This is a genomic window from Pseudomonas sp. WS 5503, assembly GCF_012985385.1.
Classification (GTDB): Bacteria; Pseudomonadota; Gammaproteobacteria; order Pseudomonadales; family Pseudomonadaceae; genus Aquipseudomonas; species Aquipseudomonas paracarnis.
The window spans coordinates 17,509-31,568 of sequence record NZ_JAAQWI010000014.1 but is presented as its reverse complement, the minus strand read 5'-3'; the positions used below and the strand labels follow the sequence as shown (position 1 = coordinate 31,568).

General features: G+C 59.8%; 12 protein-coding genes, 3 tRNA genes and 4 pseudogenes. 2 read left to right on the top strand and 17 right to left on the bottom strand.

Translation table 11 applies throughout. The features are described 5' to 3' along the window. Positions 1–77: 77 nt before the first annotated feature. On the bottom strand, positions 78–647 hold the full coding sequence (gene hsp20 / locus HBO10_RS28235) for a small heat shock protein sHSP20 (RefSeq protein ID WP_034126243.1): 570 nt from the start codon (positions 645–647) through the stop codon (positions 78–80). A gap of 43 nt (positions 648–690) precedes the next feature. Further along, positions 691–963: a helix-turn-helix domain-containing protein gene (locus tag HBO10_RS28230; protein ID WP_034126242.1), complete on the bottom strand. Its 273-nt coding sequence runs from the start codon at positions 961–963 to the stop codon at positions 691–693. Positions 964–1,268: 305 nt separating this feature from the next. Between HBO10_RS28230 and HBO10_RS28225 the strand changes: the two genes are divergently transcribed. Next, positions 1,269–1,532: a transposase gene (locus HBO10_RS28225; protein ID WP_001446199.1), complete on the top strand. Its 264-nt coding sequence runs from the start codon at positions 1,269–1,271 to the stop codon at positions 1,530–1,532. Next, a pseudogene (locus HBO10_RS28220) lies at positions 1,489–1,641 on the top strand (transposase domain-containing protein); the annotation flags it as partial. The gene HBO10_RS28225 and the pseudogene HBO10_RS28220, both read left to right, overlap by 44 nt. A gap of 293 nt (positions 1,642–1,934) precedes the next feature. Here HBO10_RS28220 and HBO10_RS28215 read toward each other — a convergent pair. The 15 genes and pseudogenes from HBO10_RS28215 to HBO10_RS28145 all read right to left on the bottom strand — a co-directional run. Then, positions 1,935–2,033: pseudogene (locus HBO10_RS28215) on the bottom strand (ATP-binding protein); the annotation flags it as partial. Between the two features lie 91 nt (positions 2,034–2,124). Next, positions 2,125–2,454: pseudogene (locus HBO10_RS28210) on the bottom strand (Tn7-like element transposition protein TnsE); the annotation flags it as partial. Positions 2,455–2,968: 514 nt separating this feature from the next. Next, positions 2,969–3,330: pseudogene (locus HBO10_RS28205) on the bottom strand (transposase); the annotation flags it as partial. A gap of 509 nt (positions 3,331–3,839) precedes the next feature. Then, a complete protein-coding gene (locus tag HBO10_RS28200; RefSeq protein ID WP_010567522.1) occupies positions 3,840–5,153 on the bottom strand; it encodes an integrase arm-type DNA-binding domain-containing protein in 1,314 nt (437 codons plus the stop codon). Between the two features lie 233 nt (positions 5,154–5,386). After that, positions 5,387–5,463, bottom strand: a tRNA-Asp gene (locus HBO10_RS28195). A 105-nt stretch (positions 5,464–5,568) separates the two neighbouring features. Continuing rightward, a tRNA-Asp gene (locus HBO10_RS28190) sits at positions 5,569–5,645 on the bottom strand. Between the two features lie 55 nt (positions 5,646–5,700). Beyond that, positions 5,701–5,776: transfer RNA gene (locus HBO10_RS28185), tRNA-Val, on the bottom strand. A gap of 107 nt (positions 5,777–5,883) precedes the next feature. After that, positions 5,884–6,648, bottom strand: a complete 765-nt coding sequence (locus HBO10_RS28180) for an SDR family oxidoreductase (protein WP_003192533.1) — start codon at positions 6,646–6,648, stop codon at positions 5,884–5,886. 11 nt (positions 6,649–6,659) lie between these two features. Next, a complete protein-coding gene (locus tag HBO10_RS28175) occupies positions 6,660–7,871 on the bottom strand; it encodes an O-succinylhomoserine sulfhydrylase (RefSeq protein ID WP_014719150.1) in 1,212 nt (403 codons plus the stop codon). A gap of 65 nt (positions 7,872–7,936) precedes the next feature. Beyond that, positions 7,937–9,442, bottom strand: coding sequence for an amidophosphoribosyltransferase (purF, locus tag HBO10_RS28170; protein WP_003192537.1), 1,506 nt, complete (start codon positions 9,440–9,442; stop codon positions 7,937–7,939). A 41-nt stretch (positions 9,443–9,483) separates the two neighbouring features. Further along, entirely contained in the window at positions 9,484–10,041 is a 558-nt protein-coding gene (locus HBO10_RS28165; protein ID WP_003192538.1) for a CvpA family protein, read from the bottom strand. A gap of 242 nt (positions 10,042–10,283) precedes the next feature. Beyond that, positions 10,284–10,952, bottom strand: coding sequence for an SPOR domain-containing protein (locus tag HBO10_RS28160; protein ID WP_034126240.1), 669 nt, complete (start codon positions 10,950–10,952; stop codon positions 10,284–10,286). Next, positions 10,936–12,243, bottom strand: coding sequence for a bifunctional tetrahydrofolate synthase/dihydrofolate synthase (folC, locus tag HBO10_RS28155; protein ID WP_034126239.1), 1,308 nt, complete (start codon positions 12,241–12,243; stop codon positions 10,936–10,938). Before folC ends, HBO10_RS28160 begins: the two co-directional genes overlap by 17 nt. Next, positions 12,240–13,160 (bottom strand): acetyl-CoA carboxylase, carboxyltransferase subunit beta, encoded by a 921-nt coding sequence (gene accD / locus HBO10_RS28150; protein WP_003192545.1) that lies wholly within the window; start codon positions 13,158–13,160, stop codon positions 12,240–12,242. The genes folC and accD overlap by 4 nt, the downstream gene beginning before the upstream one ends. 245 nt (positions 13,161–13,405) lie before the next feature. After that, positions 13,406–14,038 carry a phosphoribosylanthranilate isomerase gene (locus tag HBO10_RS28145; protein WP_034126238.1) on the bottom strand — a complete coding sequence of 211 codons (633 nt, stop codon included), beginning with the start codon at positions 14,036–14,038 and terminating at the stop codon, positions 13,406–13,408. Positions 14,039–14,060: the final 22 nt, after the last annotated feature.

The following is a 14,060-nucleotide window of genomic DNA, read 5'->3' as shown; positions in this document are numbered from 1 at the left end:
TTGAGGCGACGAGGCATCGCGAGCCGCGACACCTCGTCTCGTACCGGGTTTTTCTTGTGACGAACGAGCCGGCGACGTCAGCTGTTGATCGGGATCGAACGTCCCTGCTTCGGCGCGCTGACCTCGCGCTTGTCGATCGTGACCGTGAGCACCCCGTTCTTGAACGATGCCTTGATCGAATCCTGATTGGCGTCGTCAGGCAGGTTCAAGGCGCGGTGAAAGCTGCCGTAGGTGCGCTCCACACGGTGGAAGCCACCTTCCTTCTTCTCCTGTTCCTGGCGCTTCTCGCCACGCACCACCAGCACGTCGTTGTCGAGGGTGATCTGGATGTCCTTTTCCTCGACACCGGGCACTTCCAGGGCAATCTTGTACTGCTTGTCGGTTTCCTGGATGTCCAGGGCCGGCTTCAGCATGCCCGACCAATCGGATGGCAGCCGCGGCATGGCCAGCGCCGGAAAACCGAAGCCCCGGAACGCGTCATCGAACAGCCGGTCGATCTCGCGATGCAGTTGCAGGATCGGGCTGACTGGCCCGCTCGCCGCTGGCAGGTCATTGCGCTGCACCGGCAGGGAAGAGGCGGTCTGCTGCTCTTGCTGCTCGTTCTTGAACCAGTTCCAGGGAGCCAACTTCTTGAAATCGATGTCCATGTCATACCTCCAGAAAAATTGAAAAACGAGTTACTCAAGCCCTTTACCTGCTGCGACGGGCAGTGCGCCCAGGCGACACGGGCGGCTCGGATGACTTCTGCTGTTCACGCTTGCGCATCACCTCCTTCTTTGCTCCGGCTCGGGTCTGATCATTGATCCACTGATCGATTTCACTTTGACGAAACCGCCACGTCCCGCCCACCTTGAAAGCCGGAATTTCCCCGTGCGCGGCGAGCCGATAAAGCGTCCGCTTGCCGACTTTCAAGTACGCAGCCAATTCATCGAGCGTGAAAATCACCTGTAGGTGCGCTTTCATCTCACCCTCTCCAATCGCGTCGCTTTGCGGTTCCGGCCAAGGAAATCCTTGCAAGACTTTGCAAGATATTGCGCTTACCAGGACAAACTTCAAGAGTCAATGTACAGCGATCTCCCGCCCCATTGATGCAGGTCAACTGCTCAGGCCAACGTGCGGAATTGCCCAGTCGTCGCTGCGGATCGCGTTCCAGAGTCGGGCCGAAACACTTCCGTTGCCCCAGACAGCGTAGTTCAACAGTATCCGTCCGGCCAACACACCTTCCCGACACCGCCGCCGAAGGCCATGGCCCATCAAGCGGATTTTCCATGCCCCCTCAGCGCCGTACCTACAGCAAATCTTTCAAGGCCCAGGTCATTCAGGAGTGTTCTGAACCCGGTGCCTCCATCGCAAACATCGCCTTGGGCTACAGCCTCAATGCCAACCTCGTCCACAAATGGATTCGGCTGCATACCCAGAAAACCACGGCTATCCAGCCAGCGTTCATCCCGTTGCCTTCTCAAATGCTCGGCGCGGGATCGCATGCTCAAGTGCGCTGCTGCGATCATGAGTTTGATCCAGTCGGCCCGTAATAATGGGCACGATCCGTATGCCTATCTCAAGGATGTGCTGACACGGTTGCCGACGCAGCGGGCGAGTGAGATTGCAGAGCTGCTGCCGCATAGGTGGCATCCGGCATAGTCGCGCAAGACGGTTTGCCCGCACGCTTACGTTCAACAGCTCAAGCACCGTCCGCCCTTCGCGGGATCGTTGCCGCCAGAGCCACACGCCGAACTTTTCCACCTTGTCGTCGCCGGCCTGCGGTCAGTCAGGCAAGCCCAGGTGCTCGTTTTCCTGCTTGATCGCGTGGTCTCGGATCGCGTGCACCCGGGAAACGGCATCCACGAACTGCCACCATCTCTTAGCTTGGCGGGGTCAAGCCAGCCGGGATGCCCGGACGGTTACGCTGGTCCGCGCCCAGTTGCAGCACCAAGGTCGGCCGCAGTGATGAAGCGGGTCTTGATGCCGCACTGCGCCGCCCGATAGCGCAGTGCGATGGCCAGATGCGTCTTGCCGACTCCCAAGGGGCCTATATCGCCTTGGCACGGCTCCGGGCAGTTTCGGGGAGGCTGCACGCAGTGCGCGACAAGATGTATCGCAGCCGAACTGCGGTGTATTCTGCAATCAGCCTAGGGCCGCGCGTATCCGCTGCTTCCAGTCGAACACCCGGGCATGGTTGGCCCCAGGTGAGCTTTCTTTCGGGTGATGCACAGAGTGCAAAGGCTCACAGTACTTCGCCATGGTGCCTGGCCAACGCAACGAGCCTTTCACTGTCTCCCTCAAGATCCTGTCTATGCATTTTCCTGCCTCAACACCTGCTTTGAAGCCCATGATCCGCGTTGACATGGTCTTCCGGTTGTCTGAGGTATCTATTTCTAGAAGGTAGCGTTGATCGCCGTTTTGCCGCTTGAACCTTGCCAGCAGATAGCAGCGTGATTTTTCGTGATCAATCAGGGGGGCATAGAGAAAACGGAAAAAATCGTACGATAAGCCCTGCTGACAGCCTGCAAGCCCTTAGGTTGTGTAGTCGGTGTCCGAATGGGGTATGCCTCAACCTGGCGTCAGACCGGACGACCGAAGTACGTCAAGATAGGGGCTATTTCGGCTTTTCCTGACGTTTCCCTACAAACCTCTATGACTTCAACCTGACAGGCCACGGCTTCAGGCTGCTTGGTTGTCATTGGGTTTATCAAAACTTGAAGAAGGGGTTCGGGGAGCAATGGAACAGTAAACGCACTTAAGCCCAGTACCTGCCCGCAAACCAGCGCTCTGTCTGGGGAGTACGATAAAACCACCGTTTTATGAAACCGCTTTAACGAACATCAGGAAGGACCGTAAACATCCGAAAAGCGGTTCGATAAACTCGTTTCGACAATCAGAGTTCTCCAATCAACAGTCACATACGAGTAAAGCGAACTCTAATTCGTGCTTACGTTGGTTTTCGGTTCCATTGCTCCCCAAACCCCTAGTAGCCGCTGGGATGCACCTTGAGGGTTTGGCAAAGGCGCCGCACCGGGTAATGCGTCGAGTGCTTTTTGATGAAGGCGTACTTCAGTTGCACTCCTTGACAAAGTACGCGGCGGCCTTTTTTAAGATGTCTCGCTCTTCAGTCACGCGCTTGAGTTCTGCGCGAAGCTTGCGCAGTTCGGCTTGCTGCTCATCGTCTTGCTGACGCTGCTCTTGGGGTTTGCTGTAGAGCTTGATCCAGGCGTAGAGGCTGTGAACAGACATGCCCAGGCGCTGGGCAACATCGGCGACAGGATTGCCTTTCTCGGTCACTTGCTTGACCGCTTCGATCTTGAATTCTTCGGGGTAACGCTGACGACTCATGGCACCTCCTATTTGGGCCTCATTATGAGGCTTGGAGGTGTCTACGAAACCAGGGGCGATTCACACGTCCACCCGTGGTTGCTGCTGATGGTTGCGGCTCGCTGAGCGGGATCATGCTTGATCAGCCCTCTCCACGTCACGCCGCTGAAACTGCGTGATACCTAATACCTCTGCCGGCCTGAGAGATTGTCTGAATGGCCTCCGCAGCAACCGAGACTATCACCCGCCAATACCCATCCCCCGGTGCTCGCCTCTCGGACCTCCGATATGGGCAATGCAGTAGACGAACGCACTTGCCACTTCAGAGCATCGCCTTGGCACGGAGAGCCTCCGGACATGAGATCAGAACACAATTGCGCCTTCGGAATGGCAACGCTATCCAGATCCAAAATATCCGTGGGAGTATTTTTTAGACATGAAAAAGCCCAACCGGTGAAGATTGGGCTAAGTCATAGAATATGGCCGGGACGGAGTGATTCGAACACTCGACCCCCTAGCACCCGATACTATTAATCAGCCGACTCCCGCTGTGCACTCAGACACCCCATTGAAATTCGCCCGGTATGCGGCATGTATGCTTCGGGCGTAGGCGGAGAAACGCCGCCCTCTAGCGCATCTAATAAATCCGCCCAATATTGCATCATCCTACGTCTCGGCTCGACGTATTCTGCATGATTGTATGCAGCCCGAATTTGGTTGGTATCAGCGTGTGAAAGCTGCGCCTCAATCCACTCTTCTACAAAGCCAACCTCATTAAGCGCCGTGGAGATGGTAGCCCTGATGCCATGACCGGTGAGCCTTCCTTTGTAACCCATACGGCTAATCGCGGTGTTAAGGGTATTTTCACTGATCATTTCCTGCGATTCGTATCGGTGAACCAGCAGGTACCGCGCACCGCGCGCCCTTAGCTGCATTAGCCGCTGCACAATTGCAATTGCTTGGGTAGACAGTGGAATTACATAAGGTGGGATCTCATTCCCCTGGGTTCGAACACGACTCCGGAGTTGCTTGACACCCTCCGGCGGCACCAGCCAGATCCCCTTGTCGAGGTCGAATTGGTCTGGCGTCGCCGCACGTAGCTCTCCTGTACGCACCCCTGTCAACAGCAATAGACGGATACCAAGTCGTGTCGCTTCTGCACACCCATAGTTGGTTACGGTCCTTAGCAGTCCTGGAAGTTCATTTACCTGGAGGAAAGGATTATGGCGAACTGGCCGCGGCGTCTCGGCAACGATATCAAGATCTGCTGCTGGGTTCACATCAAGGAGCCCTTCCGCCATGGCAAAACGGAAGATCTGGTTGAGCCAGGTGCGCACCTTTCGAGCAGAGACCAGCGCCCCTCTGCGCTCAATTCGCCTAATGAGCTCCAGCACGTCACCACGAGAAATATCTGAGATCGGAAGATCGCCCAAACACGGCAGCATGTCCTTCTTCAGGTATTTGCTCGCTTGCCCTGCACTGCCCCTCTTACTTTTCGTCAGCTTTTTACTTCGGAACTCATGCCAGCGACCAGCAACCGCTTCAAACGTGTTGTTGGCGGCGTGAGAGGCTTTTTGGCGCTCGGCGCGACGATGTGAGCGGGGATCGATATTGTTGGCCACCAGCGCGCGTGCAGCCTCTCTCCGCTGGCGAGCCTCCTTGAGACTGACGTCGGGATAGATGCCAAGGGAAATACGCAATTGCTTGTCATGCCAATAGAAGCGGAAATGCCAGCGCTTCGAACCCGTCGTGGGCACTTGCAGAGATAAGCCATCCCCATCAGTTAACGTGTAAGGCTTGCTGGCGGGCTTGGCTTGCTTGATCGCTGTATCTGTCAGAGCCATCAGACACCTCCTTTTGCATCAAGGAGGGGAATACAACCCAGCGGTAGACGGACCAATAAGAAAATTGATGCGCAAGGAATCGTAAAAGGCTGTGCCAGCGGTGTACTTAAATGTGTACTTAAAAACCGTGGCTGGAGATGGATTCCAATGGAATTCAGAAAACGAAAAAAGCGGCTCAAGGCCGCTATTTCCGTAGCTTCCAGGCGTTCAGTGGGCCTTAGTGGAAGCAAATATGGCGCAGCGGACGGGACTCGAACCCGCGACCCCCGGCGTGACAGGCCGGTATTCTAACCGACTGAACTACCGCTGCGTATCGCTTGGCTGATTGAGCATGAACCCTCAACCACCTTTAAACATCTGATCGATCAGCCTTGGCTGTTCAATCTCAAGCCCGACATATCGAACCTGGAAAATATGGCGCAGCGGACGGGACTCGAACCCGCGACCCCCGGCGTGACAGGCCGGTATTCTAACCGACTGAACTACCGCTGCGCGTCGGTGCAACCTTTAACGTTGCGTCTTGCCCTAGGGCAAAACTCTCAAGAAGTGGTGGGTGATGACGGGATCGAACCGCCGACCCTCTGCTTGTAAGGCAGATGCTCTCCCAGCTGAGCTAATCACCCTTTGCTTCGTTGAGGCCGCGAAATTTACGCAGGTAGCGGACCTAAGTCAATAGCCTGCTTGAAGTTTTTCTGAAAAAGACGAAATGACTTCAAGACGGCTACCCGCCCTACTCGCTGTAAATCATCTTCTTGCTCATGCCACCGTCCACCACGAACTCTTGCCCGGTGACGAACCCGGCCTGGCGTGACAGCAACCAGGCCACCATCGCCGCCACGTCCTCCACCGTCCCCACCCTGCCCGCCGGATGCTGGGCATGATCGGCGTCGGTGAGCGGCTCTGCACGCCGCGCAGCCGGATCACGTGCGTCGATCCAGCCAGGGCTGACCGCATTGACCCGCACTTCCGGCCCAAGGCTCATGGCCAGGGCGTGGGTCAGGGCCAACAGCCCACCTTTGCTGGCCGCATAGGCTTCGGTGTCAGGCTCGGATTGACGCGCCCGGGTCGAGGCCAGGTTGACGATGGCACCGCCATGGGCACGCAGGTAAGGCGCGCAGTGCTTGGCCAGCAGCATCGGCCCACTGAGGTTGACCGCCAGCACCCGATTCCAGTACGCCAGGTCCAGGCTTTCCAGGGTGATATTGCGTGGGTCGGCCACCGCCGCGTTGCACACCAACGCATCCAGGCGCCCGAACTGCCCCAGCACCTCGGCGACACCCTGGGCCACTTGCTTCTCGTCGGCCACGTCCATGGTGATAAACCAGGCATTGTCGCCCAGCACCTTGGACACCTTGGCACCGCGCTCGCGGTCCAGGTCGGTCAGCACCACCTGCCAGCCTTCGCTGATCAGCCACGCGGCAATCCCGAGGCCAATGCCCCGCGCCGCACCCGTCACCAGCGCCACGCGCCCGTTACTGGCCGCTGCGGCCTCCATGGACCACTCGATCACAAGGCCGCCAGCCCACGGGCCAGGTCTGCCTGCAAGTCAGCGACATCTTCCAGGCCCACCGCAATGCGGATCAGGCTGTCACGGATGCCGGCCGCTTCACGCTCCTGCGGCGCCAGGCGCCCGTGGGAGGTAGTGCTCGGGTGGGTGATGGTGGTCTTGCTGTCACCCAGGTTGGCGGTAATGGAGATCAAGCGCGTCGCGTCGATGAAGCGCCAGGCGCCGTCTTTGCCGCCCTTCACTTCAAAACTCACAACTGCACCGAAACCGCGCTGCTGGCGCTGGGCCAAGGCGTGTTGCGGGTGACTCTTGAGGCCGGCGTAATGCACCTTCTCGATACCGTCCTGCTGCTCCAGCCACTCGGCCAGGGCCTGGGCGTTGGCGCAATGGGCTTTCATGCGCAGGCTGAGGGTTTCCAGGCCTTTGAGGAAGATCCAGGCGTTGAACGGGCTGAGGGTCGGGCCGGCGGTGCGCAGGAAGCCCACCACTTCCTTCATCTGCTCGCTGCGACCGGCCACCACGCCGCCCATGCAACGGCCCTGGCCGTCGATGAACTTGGTTGCCGAGTGAACCACAATGTCCGCACCCAGCTTCAGCGGTTGCTGCAAGGCCGGGGTGCAGAAGCAGTTGTCCACCACCAGCATGGCGCCCTTGGCATGCGCGACTTCGGACAGCGCGGCGATGTCCACCAGCTCAGCGAGCGGGTTGGACGGCGATTCGACGAACAACAGCTTGGTATTGGCCTTGATGGCCGCCTCCCAACCGGACAGGTCCGCCAGGGGCACGTAATCGACTTCAATACCGAAACGCTTGAAGTACTTCTCGAACAGGCTGATGGTCGAGCCGAACACGCTGCGCGATACCAGCACATGGTCGCCGGCGCTGCACAGGCTCATCACCACGGCCAGGATGGCCGCCATGCCGGTGGCAGTCGCCACGGCCTGCTCGGCACCTTCCAGGGCCGCAATGCGCTCTTCGAACGCACGCACGGTCGGGTTGGTGTAGCGCGAATACACGTTGCCCGGCACTTCGCCAGCAAACCGCGCAGCGGCGTCGGCGGCAGTACGAAACACGTAGCTGGAGGTGAAGAACATCGGGTCGCCGTGCTCACCTTCCGGGGTACGGTGCTGGCCGGCGCGCACAGCCAGGGTATCGAAAGCTACGCCATCGAGGTCGCTGTCCAACCGACCGGCATCCCATTCCTGACTCATGCTGCGACTCCTTATTCAATTCTTTGTTTAAGATACAAAACCGGCCCCTCAGGGCCGGTGTTTACTCAGTTGTTATACAGGTCGATGATCGCGCTGACCGCCTGTGTCTTGATCTTCGACGAGTCGTTGCGCGCCTGCTCGATCTTGTTCAGGTAGGCCTCGTCGACATCGCCGGTCACGTACTTGCCGTCGAACACGGCGCAGTCGAACTGCTCGATCTTGATCTTGCCACCGCCAACCGCTTCGATCAGGTCCGGCAGGTCCTGGTAGATCAGCCAGTCGGCGCCGATCAGGTCGGCCACGTCCTGGGTCGAACGATTATGCGCGATCAGCTCATGGGCGCTCGGCATGTCGATACCGTACACGTTCGGGTAACGCACCGCAGGCGCAGCGGAACAGAAGTACACGTTCTTCGCCCCGGCTTCGCGGGCCATCTGGATGATCTGCTTGCAGGTGGTGCCCCGCACGATGGAGTCATCTACCAGCATTACGTTCTTGCCGCGGAACTCAAGCTCGATGGCGTTGAGCTTCTGGCGTACCGATTTCTTGCGTGCAGCCTGGCCGGGCATGATGAAGGTACGGCCGATGTAGCGGTTCTTCACGAAGCCTTCGCGGAACTTGACGCCCAGGTGGTTGGCCAGTTCCAGCGCAGCGGTACGGCTGGTATCCGGGATCGGGATGACCACATCGATATCGTGCTCGGGACGCTCGCGCAGGATCTTCTCGGCCAGCTTCTCGCCCATGCGCAGGCGCGCCTTGTAGACCGAGACGCCGTCGATGATCGAATCCGGACGCGCCAGGTAGACGTGTTCGAAGATGCACGGGGTGAGTTTCGGCGCTACGGCGCACTGACGGGTGTGCAGCTTGCCGTCTTCAGTGATGTAGACAGCCTCGCCCGGCGCCAAGTCGCGGATCAGGGTGAAGCCCAGCACGTCCAGGGACACGCTTTCGGAAGCGATCATGTACTCGACGCCTTCGTCGGTGTGACGCTGGCCGAACACGATCGGGCGAATGCCGTGGGGGTCGCGGAAACCAACGATGCCGTAACCGGTGATCATCGCCACCACCGCATAACCACCGACGCAACGGTTGTGCACGTCGATCACGGCGGCGAACACGTCTTCTTCGGTCGGCTGCAGCTTGCCACGCTGGGCCAGCTCGTGGGCGAACACGTTGAGCAGCACTTCCGAATCGGAGCTGGTGTTGACGTGGCGCAGGTCAGATTCGTAGATCTCCTTGGCCAGTTGTTCAACGTTGGTCAGGTTACCGTTGTGCGCCAAGGTGATGCCGTAAGGCGAGTTGACGTAGAACGGTTGAGCTTCGGCCGAGGTCGAGCTACCGGCAGTCGGGTAGCGCACATGGCCAATGCCCATGTGCCCGACGAGGCGCTGCATGTGACGCTGATGGAACACGTCACGCACCAGGCCATTGTCCTTGCGCAGGAATAACCGGCCGTCGTGGCTGGTCACAATACCGGCAGCGTCCTGGCCGCGGTGCTGGAGGACGGTTAGCGCGTCATACAGCGCCTGATTGACGTTCGACTTACCGACGATACCGACGATGCCACACATGCGACGCAACCCCTACTTAATGAATCTTGACTGAACACAGCTTACTGAGGCGTTTTGGCCGGTAAGAGGTGCTCCTTGAACGGAAGATCAGCGGGTACGCTGATTCCGCTGGCCAGCCACTGACTGCTCCACCCCAGGATGAGGTTCTTGGACCAGTCTGCAACCAATAGAAATTTTGGCACGAGTACCGACTCCTGCCACCACGAATCCTGCTGTACCGGCCCCAGGCTCAACAGCCCGACCGCCACGACCACCAGCAACGCGCCACGCGCAGCCCCGAAGGCCATGCCGAGAAATCGATCGGTCCCGGAGAGGCCGGTGACACGTATCAACTCGCCAATAAGATAATTGACCATTGCCCCCACCAACAGCGTGGCGATGAACATGATGGCGCAGCCCGCGATGACGCGAGCCGAAGGTGTCTCTATGTACCCGGCCAGGTAGACCGACAGTGAACCACCGAACATCCAGGCTACGACTCCTGCGATGATCCAGGTCAGCAACGACAGTGCTTCTTTTACGAAGCCGCGGCTCAGACTGATCAAAGCGGAGATGGCGACGATTGCAACGATCGCCCAATCAACCCAGGTAAATGGCACAGTGCAGCCTACGTACGGATAAGGCGGCGCATTTTAGCAGAGCGCCGGGCTATCGGTAAGCGGTGATTGCGGGTGCTTTGCAAATCAATAGATTGTGACGGGCCAATCGCATTTCAACCCCAGCACAAACCAATGTGGGAGCTGGCTTGCCTGCGATGAGGGCGGCACGCTCGACATCGTTGTCGATTGAACCACCGCCATCGCAGGCAAGCCAGCTCCCACATTTAGAGCATATTGCCCGTTCAGCCGCGCTCGGGCTGGAAACGCACCACAAACCCGTTGAGGTTCTGCTGACGACCCAGCAAATCGCGCAGGCGATCTGCCTCCGCACGCTCGATCAGCGGCCCGACAAACACACGATTCTTGCCGTCAGCGCTGCGGATATAAGCGTTATACCCCTGGGCACGCAGCCTTTTCTGCAAGGCGTCGGCACTTTCGCGATTGGCCAGGCTGGCCAGCTGGATCGACCAACTGATCGGCAGGCCATTAGGGTCGATGCGACTCTGCCCCACATCCGGCTTGCCAGGCGCTGCAGGCTGCGGCGCTACCGGCTTGGGCGCTGGCGCCGGTGCAGCCGGTTTGGCGGCGACAGCCGGGGCTGGCGTTGGCTTGACCACCGGCACACTTGGCTGCACCGGCATCGAAGGGGCCTGTGAAGGCGCCTGCTGTGTGACGACCTCCTCCTCGACGGGCACAGGCTCTTCCGGCAACACCTGAGGCTCAGGCACGACCACCGGTTCGACCTGAACCTGCGGCACCACCGGCGCCTGGGGCGCAGCGGGAGCTTCAACCACCACCTGGCGCTGTTCGTCCTGGCGGGAAAACAGCATCGGCAAAAAGATTACCGCCAACGCCACCAGCACCAGGGCCCCGACCATTCGCTGCTTGTATGCGCTATCCAGTAATGCCATGTGCAGCTTCCTCCGTGGAGCGCCGGGCCAGCCATTCAAGCGCCTCGGCAACACAATAAAATGATCCGAACAACAGGATTTCGTCCTCGGCCGTCGCTACCGCACACTGCGCCTCCAGGGCTGCAGTGACGCTTGCATACGACGTCACCGGCGCGCCAAGGTTCTGCAAGGCAGTTTCCAACTCAACCGCAGGACGGCTGCGTGGAGTGTCCAGCGGCGCAACGGCCCAAGACTGGACGCTGCCCAGCAGTGGCGCAACCACGCCGTCTAGGTCCTTGTCGACCAACAACCCGAACACCGCCAGGCGACGCCCCACCGGCGGCGTACGCGCCAGACGCTCAGCCAGGTACTGCGCAGCATGGGGGTTATGGCCTACATCCAACATCAGGCTCAGGCGCTTGCCTTGCCAGTCGAAGGTTCGGCGATCGAGGCGCCCCACCACTTTCGTTGCCAGCAAGGTCGCGGCGATCTGCGCGGCGTCCCACGGCAGGTCCAGCAGCAAATAGGCTTGCAGCGCGAGCGCGGCGTTTTCCATCGGCAGGTTCAGCAACGGCAAATCAAGCAGCTCTACCCGTTGGCCACGTGCATCCTGCCCACGCCATTGCCAATGGGTGTGGCCGATGTCCAGGGTGAACTCGCGACCCCGCAGGTAGAACGGGCAATCCAGTTCGCGCGCCCTGTCGAGCAAGGGTTGCGGCGGGTCCAGGTCACCACACAGCGCCGGACGGCCCTGGCGGAAGATCCCGGCCTTTTCAAAAGACACCGATTCGCGGGTATTGCCCAGGTAATCGGCATGATCGACACCAATGCTGGTTACCAGGGCCAGGTCGGCATCCACCACGTTGACAGTATCCAGGCGCCCGCCGAGGCCGACTTCCAGCACGACCACATCCAGTTGCGCACGCTCGAACAGCCAGAACGCCGCCAGGGTGCCCATCTCGAAATAGGTCAGGGAAATGTCGCCACGCCCGGCTTCCAGGGCTGCGAAGGCTTCGCACAGCTGGGCATCAGTGGCTTCGACGCCATTGAGCTGCACCCGCTCGTTGTAGCGCAGCAGGTGCGGCGAACTGTACACGCCGACTTTGAGGCCCTGGGCCTGCAACAGCGCGGCGACAAAGGCACAGGTGGAGCCTTTGCCGTTGGTGCCGGTCACCGTGATCACACGCGGTGCCGGCTGGCCCAACCCGAGGCGGGCCGCTACCTGTTGCGAGCGCTCCAGGCCCATGTCGATGGCGGACGGATGCAACTGCTCAAGGTAGGCGAGCCATTCGCCCAGGGTACGTTGGGTCATAGGTTTGCTGGCACCGGCGGCACGACGATCGGCTCGACCTTAGGCGCGATGTACACAGGCGTCGGCAAGCCCATCATTTGCGCGAGCAGGCTGCCCAGGCGCGGGCGCAGTTCGCCACGCGGAATGATCAGGTCGATCGCACCGTGCTCCAGCAGGAACTCGCTGCGCTGGAAGCCTTCCGGCAGTTTTTCCCGCACGGTCTGCTCGATTACGCGCGGGCCGGCAAAACCGATCAGGGCTTTAGGCTCGCCAACGATCACATCGCCCAACATCGCCAGGCTGGCGGAGACGCCGCCGTAGACCGGGTCGGTCAGTACGGAGATGAACGGAATGCCTTCTTCACGCAGACGCGCCAGTACCGCCGAGGTCTTGGCCATTTGCATCAGGGAAATCAGGGCTTCCTGCATACGCGCACCACCGGAGGCGGCGAAGCAGATCATCGGGCAACGGTTTTCCAGGGCATAGTTGGCAGCGCGAACAAAGCGCTCACCGACGATGGCACCCATGGAACCGCCCATGAAGGAGAATTCGAAGGCCGAGACTACTACCGGCATGCCCAGCAGCTTGCCGCTGACCGAAATCAGCGCGTCTTTTTCGCCAGTCTGCTTCTGTGCGCCGACCAGGCGGTCCTTGTACTTCTTGCTGTCGCGGAACTTGAGACGGTCAACCGGCTCCAGGTCGGCACCCAGCTCATTACGGCCATCGGCATCCAGGAAGATGTCGATACGAGCGCGTGCGCCAATACGCATGTGGTGGTTGCACTTGGGGCAAACGTCCAGGGTCTTTTCCAGCTCCGGGCGATACAGCACCGCGTCGCAGGATGGGCATTTGTGCCACAGACCTTCAGGAACCGAGCTTTTCTTCACCTCGGAACGCATGATCGAAGGGATCAGTTTGTCTACTAACCAGTTGCTCATGCTTTCTTTTCTCCAGTACCGGTGGCTCGAACACAGCCCCGCGTATGCCCTTGAGCTAAATTCATATGTGGCGATGACACAGGCGGGACGGGGTCAGACGTTGGACCTGCCATTTCCCGCCCGTATCCTCAGCCTTCCAGACAACCTGCCAGCGCAGGGTTGCCACTTCGTTTCCGGGCCACCCACAGGTGGCGCCGGGCTGTTTTACACAGTGGTAGTTATGGACGGCGGCAGACTGCCAGCCGTCACATCCCACCCCTGCTGTTGCGCACGGCCTGCATGAACGCGCGAATCTTGCTCGGGTCCTTGATCCCCTTGCCCTGCTCCACCCCACCGCTGACGTCCACGGCATACGGCCGGACCTGTTCGATGGCTGCCTGGACATTCGCTGGAGTGAGCCCACCCGCGAGAATGACCGGCTTGCTCAACCCCTCGGGAATCAGCGTCCAGTCGAACGCCTCGCCCGTGCCACCGGGTACGCCTTCGACGTAAGTGTCCAACAGAATCCCGCGAGCGCCGGTATAAGCGGCGCAGGCTGCGGCGATATCGTCCCCAGCCTTGACTCGCAACGCCTTGATGTACGGGCGCTGATAGCTTTCGCATTCCTCTGGCGATTCGTCGCCATGGAACTGCAACATATCCAGCGGCACCGCATCCAGGGTTTCGTTGAGCTCGCAGCGGCTGGCGTTGACGAACAACCCCACGGTGGTCACGAAGGGCGGCAATGCAGCGATGATCGCCCGCGCCTGCAGCACATTCACCGCCCGTGGGCTCTTGGCATAAAACACCAGGCCAATGGCATCCGCCCCCGCTTCGACTGCCGCCAGCGCGTCTTCTATGCGGGTAATCCCGCAAATCTTGCTGCGAACGGCTGACATGTCGTAGGAACCTCAGGGTTGG

Coding starts and splice junctions, on each gene's coding strand:
- hsp20 (WP_034126243.1), bottom strand. CDS start 647: ATGGACATCGATTTCAAGAAGTTGGCTCCCTGGAACTGGTTCAAGAAC.
- HBO10_RS28180 (WP_003192533.1), bottom strand. CDS start 6,648: ATGGAGGCCGCAGCGGCCAGTAACGGGCGCGTGGCGCTGGTGACGGGT.
- HBO10_RS28200 (WP_010567522.1), bottom strand. CDS start 5,153: ATGGCTCTGACAGATACAGCGATCAAGCAAGCCAAGCCCGCCAGCAAG.
- folC (WP_034126239.1), bottom strand. CDS start 12,243: ATGACCCAACGTACCCTGGGCGAATGGCTCGCCTACCTTGAGCAGTTG.
- HBO10_RS28175 (WP_014719150.1), bottom strand. CDS start 7,871: ATGAGTCAGGAATGGGATGCCGGTCGGTTGGACAGCGACCTCGATGGC.
- HBO10_RS28145 (WP_034126238.1), bottom strand. CDS start 14,038: ATGTCAGCCGTTCGCAGCAAGATTTGCGGGATTACCCGCATAGAAGAC.
- purF (WP_003192537.1), bottom strand. CDS start 9,442: ATGTGTGGCATCGTCGGTATCGTCGGTAAGTCGAACGTCAATCAGGCG.
- HBO10_RS28230 (WP_034126242.1), bottom strand. CDS start 963: ATGAAAGCGCACCTACAGGTGATTTTCACGCTCGATGAATTGGCTGCG.
- HBO10_RS28225 (WP_001446199.1), top strand. CDS start 1,269: ATGCCCCCTCAGCGCCGTACCTACAGCAAATCTTTCAAGGCCCAGGTC.
- HBO10_RS28160 (WP_034126240.1), bottom strand. CDS start 10,952: ATGGCATTACTGGATAGCGCATACAAGCAGCGAATGGTCGGGGCCCTG.
- accD (WP_003192545.1), bottom strand. CDS start 13,160: ATGAGCAACTGGTTAGTAGACAAACTGATCCCTTCGATCATGCGTTCC.